The following is a 6,292-nucleotide window of genomic DNA, read 5'->3' on the forward strand; positions in this document are numbered from 1 at the left end:
GCGATCGTAAAGTGGCATTACGAATCTCAATCACTCATATTGAGTATTTCGAACCACCTGCCCCTCCCGCCCCCTCCCGCGAACCGGCACTTAACGTGGATGTTTCGGCGCAACATCCACGTTAAGTGCCGGTTCGCGAGGGGTGGAGGGGCGGTTAGCGCGTCAAGGCGTGTCGAGGCGGAGCTTGAGCCACCCGATCAGCGCGCGGGCCTGCTTGCGCTGGAATGCCCGCAGCGTGGGCATGCCGGGCGAGTCTGGCCGGCGGGACATGTCCATGAAGTAGCCCGCAAACCCTGCCAGCACCCCGTTGATTGCTGCAGCGGGGACACCGGAAAAAGCCGGATGGCTGTCCAGGAATCTTTCCGGGCGGCTGTCCGGGTCCAGGGACTTGACGTTGATGAGCACGCTCAGGGCATCCACCCAGAATGCGCCGACGGCGGCCCACGGCCAGTCAACCAGCACCGCCCGGGAACCTCCCGTGTCCCCGCCCGGACCACCGGTCAGCAGGATGTTGTCCGTGCGCAAGTCCCCGTGGACCAGTGAAGTGCCGGCCAGGCATTCCACTCCTGCCCGGGCCAGCGCAACCAACTCCGCTAAATTCACCAATGCCCACGGGTCCAGACCCTCCATGGGCCTGCGCTGCAGCTTTTCCCACCCCATGAATGCGCCGCGCAGCGAGTCCTGGTACAGGGGAAGGTCCAGCCCGGCAGGCAGTTCCACCCGGGCCACCTCCGCCAGGGTATGCAGCACAACGCCGAGCTCGTCCTCCTGCCAGGGTTCCCTCGGATGCCGGCCGTCCACGTCGGTGAGGGCCAGCGCAACCCAAGTGCCGTCGTCGTACGTACCAAGGAGGCGGGGCATGGGCAGGGCGGGCGGCAGGGAGGCGGTGATGGCTGCCTCACGCCGGTGCAGCGTGGCGGACGTGGCGTTGACGTCCGCGCTGACCGCCTTGACGAAGGCCCGGCGTCCCGAGGCCAGCCGCACCCGGTCCGCTGTCCCCGGGGAAAAGCCTCCGGACTGGGTGGCAGCCTCCACCACCGGCCCACCCAGGATTTCCTCAATGCCTGAGCGGACTGACGCCGGCAGTTCGGACCAGCCGATCCGTGAATTCATGGTGTGGCCGGTGCCAGGGTGAGGACGCAGGCGTCATCGGCAACCTCCCCGATTTCGGCCTGCCGGGCGCGCAGTTCATGCATCAGTCCCAGGGCGCCAAGTGTGGACTCGGTGCGTTCCAGGAACTCCTCCGGACCGCTGACCAGGCCCAGGTCCACGGCACGCCAGGCACCGTCCGTGGCCATCACCATGAGCTCTGGCCGGTCCAGCTGGACCACATGGGCATGGTCTGCGGCTTCAGGTTCGCGCCGGGCCACCCACAGCCGTCCCTGGGTGTTGCGCAGTTGCCGGTCGTGGATGAGCAGGCGGCGGCGTTCGGCCGGGTCCACGGGAGGCCGGGCCTGCTCGGGACCAGCCGCTGGCGGCTCCTGCGCCGGGGCCGCCAGCGCGGCGTCGACGGCGGCGTTGGCGTCACCGGAGCGCACCAGGTGGATGGCGCCGCCGGCCGTGCGCACCACCACCGAGCAGTCCGCCAGGCTGGCCACCTCCACCCCGTCGGCGTTGAGCTGCGCCACGGAGATGGCGGCGCTGGGAAAGCGGACCCGCTCGGCACCGACCAGCGGCATCGCCGCGGCGTCCACCGCGGCCAGCGCTGAGGCGAGCCTGGCCCGCACGCCCGTCCGCACCAGGTCGGTGCCCGGCCCGGCGAGGATCATGGTCAGGGCCTGGGCCAGCCACTGCGGGTCCGACGACGCCGGCAGCCCCAGCGGTTCCAGCAGCGGCGTGGCCCCGTCAATGACCCATGCGTTGGGGCCCTTGAACCCGCACGCATCCTCCATGACGTGGGCATCGCCCTCAAACAGCACGCGTGCACGGGTTTCCCAGGCAAGATTCATGCTTTCATCCTGCCACAAGGAAAACCGCGCCCGCCCCCGCTTTCCGCGCCCGTTGGTAGGGGTGCAAAAAGCGCGGACGGGCGCGGCCACTATTCGTTGTCGCCGACCCGGCGTCCCCAGCGGCGCTTGCGACCGATCTTGCGGTTAACGGCCCAGGGCGACTTCGCGGGACGCCCCTGTCCGTGCCACTGGTGCGGGCGGCAGATGGTGCAGCCCCTGTAGCGGCGGTGTGGTGAATGAGCCATGGCGGCTTCCTTTCCGAGACGTTCCCCACCCGGATGGGCAGGGTAGGCAAGGGATTCGGAAGCTCATGGTGGCGAGTTTACACCGAGGCTTGGCACGGCGGACGAAGGATTGAAACGCTGCCACAAGGAAAACCGGGCGAGGAAGCTACCCTTCGACGCCGAGTGTCTTGAGGATCAGTTCCCGGACGCGGCCGGCGTCGGCCTGCCCGCGGGTGGCCTTCATGACACCGCCCACAATGGCGCCAACGGCCTGGACCTTGCCGCCGCGGATCTTCTCCGCAACATCGGGCTGGGCGGCCAGGGCCTCGTCGATGGCTGTTTGCAGGGCGCCGTCGTCGGACACCACGGCCAGGCCGCGCTTGGCGACCACCTCGGGGGGGGTGCCTTCGCCTTCCAGAACGCCGTCGAGCACCTGGCGGGCCAGCTTGTCGTTGATGCTGCCGGCGGCGATCAGCTTTTCGATCTCCACCACGACGGCGGGCGTGACGCCCAGTGCTGCCGGGTCGACGTCGGCCACCTTGGCGCGGCGGGCGATCTCGCCCATCCACCACTTGCGCGCGGCAGCGGCCGAGGCGCCCGCGGCAACGGTTTCCTCAATCTCGTCCATGAGCCCGGCGTTGACCACGTCGCGGAACTCGAGGTCCGTGTAGCCCCAGTCGGACTGGAGGCGCTTGCGGCGCTCGGCCGGCGGCTCGGGCAGGCGGGAGCGCAGTTCCTCAACCCACTCAGCGGTGGTGACGATGGGGACCAGGTCCGGTTCGGGGAAGTAGCGGTAGTCGTCGGCGTCGGACTTCGGCCGCCCGGACGTGGTGGACTTCGTGTCCTCGTGCCAGTGGCGGGTTTCCTGCGTGATAAGCACGCCGGAATCCAAAACGGCCGCGTGGCGCTGGATCTCGAACTTCACGGCGTTTTCGACGGCGCGCAGCGAGTTCACGTTCTTGGTCTCGGTGCGGGTGCCGAATTTCTCCTGGCCGTGCGGGCGCAGGGAGACGTTGGCGTCGCAGCGGACGTTGCCGCGCTCCATCTTCGCGTCGGAAACGCCCAGGTTCTTCACGATTTCCCTGACCGCCGCAACGTACGCCTTGGCCAGTTCCGGGGCCCGTGAGCCGGCGCCTTCGATGGGCTTGGTGACAATTTCCACCAGCGGCACGCCGGAGCGGTTGTAGTCCACCAGGGAGAAATCGGCGCCCTGGATGCGGCCGGTGGCCCCGCCCATGTGCGTCAGCTTTCCGGCGTCTTCCTCCATGTGCGCGCGCTCAATTTCCACGCGGAACACGGCGCCGTCCTCCAGCTCGATGTCCAGCCAGCCGTCGTAGCAGATGGGGTCTTCGTACTGGGAGGTCTGGAAGTTCTTGGGGGTGTCCGGGTAGAAGTACTGCTTGCGGGCAAAGGTGCAGTGCTCGGCGATCTTGCAGTTCAGCGCCAGGCCGATCAGGATCGAGGACTCGACGGCCTTTTTGTTCACCACGGGCAGCACGCCGGGCAGGCCCAGGCACACTTCGTTGACGTTGGTGTTGGGCTCGTCGCCAAATTCATTGGGCGCGGAGGAGAACATCTTGGTCTTGGTGTTCAGCTCCACGTGGACCTCAAAGCCGAGGACGGGATCGTACTTTTCCATGGCCTCGTCGAAGCTCAAAATGGTGTCAACGCTCATTATTTTGCCTCCTTGGCTGCGGTCTCGACATGCTCAACCACCGATTCGGCCAGCGGCGGCGCCTGGTCCAGGATGGGGCCGCCCCACTGTGCCTCGAGCAGGGATTCCAGCACGGCGCCCACGCGGTACAGGCGGGCGTCCTCGCGGGCCGGGGCCAGCAGCTGGATGCCCACGGGCAGGCCGTCCTCGTCCGCCAGGCCGCCGGGCAGGGTCAGGCCCGGGACGCCGGCCATGTTCGCCGGGATGGTGGCGACGTCGTTCAAGTACATGGCGAGCGGGTCGTTAAGCTTCTCCCCCAGCTTGAACGCCGTGGTGGGCGCCGTCGGGGAAATCAGCACGTCCACCTGCGCAAACGCGGCGGCGAAGTCGCGCTGAATCAAGGTGCGCACCTTCTGGGCCGAGCCGTAGTAGGCGTCGTAGTAGCCGGCGGAAAGGGCGTAGGTGCCCAGGATGATGCGGCGCTTGACCTCGTCGCCGAAGCCGGCGGCACGGGTGGCGCCCATGACGCGCTCGATGGTGAGCGGGCCCTCGGTGGGCAGCGTGCGCAAGCCGAAGCGGACGCCGTCGAACTTGGCCAGGTTGGAGGACGCCTCGGACGGCATGATCAGGTAGTAGGCACCAAGCGCGTAGCCGAAGTTGGGGCAGGAGACCTCAATGATTTCGGCACCCGCGCCGCGGAGCAGCTCCAGGGATTCGTTGAAGCGGTTTTCGACGCCGGCCTGGTAGCCCTCGCCGTGCAGTTCCTTGATGATGCCGATCTTCATGCCGGCAACGTTGCCCAGGCGGGCGGCGTCGGCCAGGCCGGTGGAGGGGTCCGTCAGCGAGGTGGAGTCGAAGGGGTCGTGCCCGCCAATGACTTCCTGCAGCAGGGCGGAGTCCAGCACGGTCCGGGAGACCGGCCCGATCTGGTCCAGGGAGGAGGCCATGGCAATGGCGCCGTAGCGTGAAACCGCACCGTAGGTGGGCTTCACGCCCACCGTGCCGGTGACGGCGCCGGGCTGGCGGATGGAGCCGCCCGTGTCGGTGCCCAGGGCCAGGGGCGCCTCGAAGGCGGCGACGGCGGCCGCGGAGCCACCGCCGGAACCACCGGGAATGCGGTCCAGGTCCCACGGGTTGCGGGTGGGGCCGTAGGCGGAATGCTCCGTGGAGGAGCCCATGGCAAATTCGTCAAGGTTTGTCTTGCCGAGGATGGGCATGCGGGCGGCGCGGAGCTTCTTCACCACGGTGGCGTCATAGGGGCTCATCCAGCCCTCGAGGATCTTGGAGCCGGCCGTGGTGGGCTGGCCCTTCGTCACGATGAGGTCCTTGACGGCGATCGGCACGCCGGCCAGTTCGTGGAGTTGCTCACCCGCGGCGCGCCGCGCGTCGACGTCGGCCGCAACGGCCAGCGCCTCCTCGGCATTGACGTGCAGGAACGCGTTGACGCCACGGTCGCCGCCGTCGACGGCCGCAATGCGGTCCAGGTGGGCCTGGACCAGCTGCACGGAAGTGATTTCACCCGCGGCCAGCTTGGCTGCCATGTCGGCGGCGCTGAAACGGATCAGGTCAGTTGCACTCATGGATTAGCTCTCCTCCAAAATGGCGGGGACCTTGAAGCGGCCGTCCTGGGCGTCGGGGGCGCCGGAAAGGGCCTCTTCAGCGGTGAGCACATGGCCCACCACGTCCTCGCGCATCACATTGGTCAGCGGGATCGGGTGGGACGTGGCGGGAATGTCGTCCCCGGCAGCCTCGCTGACGCTTTTCACCGAATCCACGATCACTGCCAGTTCATTGGCCATGCGGTCCAGTTCGTCGTCACTCATCTCGATGTGAGCCAGTTGCGCCAAGTGCGCCACGTCCTCACGGTTGATCGCAGCCATGGATCTCCCCTGCAGAAAAAGAAAAATTGTGTCCCCACCAGCTTAGTCGCCCGTGGGCGGGGATAAATCCGGCTAGAGCTCCATCCGGTACACCCGCAGCATCTTGCCGTTTTCCGGGATGGGCCAGTCGCGCTCCGGCACGCGGGTGAAGCCAAGCTTGCGGTAGAGCGCATGGGCGCCGTGCCAGTCATCCCCCGTGGTCAGGCTCACGGCGCGGATCCCTTCGGTGTGCCTGGCCCGCTCCAGGATGGCCCCCACCATCGCCGCCCCCGCCCCGCTGCGCTGCACCTTCGGGTCCACCACCAGCAGCCGGAATTCCAGCTCCCCGGGCAGCGCGATGTCCGCCCATTCGTCCCCGTTGACGGCCAGCGTGGCGGAGCCAACCACCACGCCGTCGCGCTCGGCCACAATCACCGGAGCCACTGCCGCCCGCTCCGCCACGCGCAGAATCTTTTGCACGTACGGGTGGGCAACGCTGTCAAAGTACCCCGCACCCAGGTAGGCGTCGGCGGTGATGCGGGCAACGGCGTCGTAGTCTTCAGCGGTGGCGGGGCGGACGGAAACATTCATGCGGTCTTGGTTCTC

General features: G+C 67.8%; 7 protein-coding genes. All 7 read right to left on the minus strand.

The genetic code is table 11. From position 1 onward, the window contains the following. Positions 1–162: 162 nt before the first annotated feature. The 7 genes from LPN03_RS20275 to LPN03_RS20305 all read right to left on the minus strand — a co-directional run bounded on the left by LPN03_RS20275 (position 163) and on the right by LPN03_RS20305 (position 6,277). Positions 163–1,113: a phosphotransferase family protein gene (locus tag LPN03_RS20275; RefSeq protein WP_262455692.1), complete on the minus strand. Its 951-nt coding sequence runs from the start codon at positions 1,111–1,113 to the stop codon at positions 163–165. Further along, positions 1,110–1,949, minus strand: a complete 840-nt coding sequence (locus tag LPN03_RS20280) for a hypothetical protein (RefSeq protein WP_262455693.1) — start codon at positions 1,947–1,949, stop codon at positions 1,110–1,112. The genes LPN03_RS20275 and LPN03_RS20280 overlap by 4 nt, the downstream gene beginning before the upstream one ends. 89 nt (positions 1,950–2,038) lie before the next feature. Next, positions 2,039–2,194, minus strand: coding sequence for a hypothetical protein (locus LPN03_RS20285; RefSeq protein ID WP_262455694.1), 156 nt, complete (start codon positions 2,192–2,194; stop codon positions 2,039–2,041). A 145-nt stretch (positions 2,195–2,339) separates the two neighbouring features. Beyond that, positions 2,340–3,848 (minus strand): Asp-tRNA(Asn)/Glu-tRNA(Gln) amidotransferase subunit GatB, encoded by a 1,509-nt coding sequence (gene gatB, locus LPN03_RS20290; RefSeq protein WP_262455695.1) that lies wholly within the window; start codon positions 3,846–3,848, stop codon positions 2,340–2,342. After that, positions 3,848–5,407: an Asp-tRNA(Asn)/Glu-tRNA(Gln) amidotransferase subunit GatA gene (gene gatA, locus LPN03_RS20295; protein ID WP_262455696.1), complete on the minus strand. Its 1,560-nt coding sequence runs from the start codon at positions 5,405–5,407 to the stop codon at positions 3,848–3,850. Before gatA ends, gatB begins: the two co-directional genes overlap by 1 nt. Before the next feature lie 3 nt (positions 5,408–5,410). After that, positions 5,411–5,707, minus strand: coding sequence for an Asp-tRNA(Asn)/Glu-tRNA(Gln) amidotransferase subunit GatC (gene gatC / locus LPN03_RS20300; RefSeq protein ID WP_165180152.1), 297 nt, complete (start codon positions 5,705–5,707; stop codon positions 5,411–5,413). A 72-nt stretch (positions 5,708–5,779) separates the two neighbouring features. Continuing rightward, positions 5,780–6,277, minus strand: coding sequence for a GNAT family N-acetyltransferase (locus LPN03_RS20305; RefSeq protein ID WP_165180153.1), 498 nt, complete (start codon positions 6,275–6,277; stop codon positions 5,780–5,782). Between the last annotated feature and the right edge of the window lie 15 nt (positions 6,278–6,292).

Source organism: Arthrobacter sp. A2-55 (genome assembly GCF_025548615.1).
Lineage (GTDB): Bacteria > Actinomycetota > Actinomycetes > Actinomycetales > Micrococcaceae > Specibacter > Specibacter silviterrae.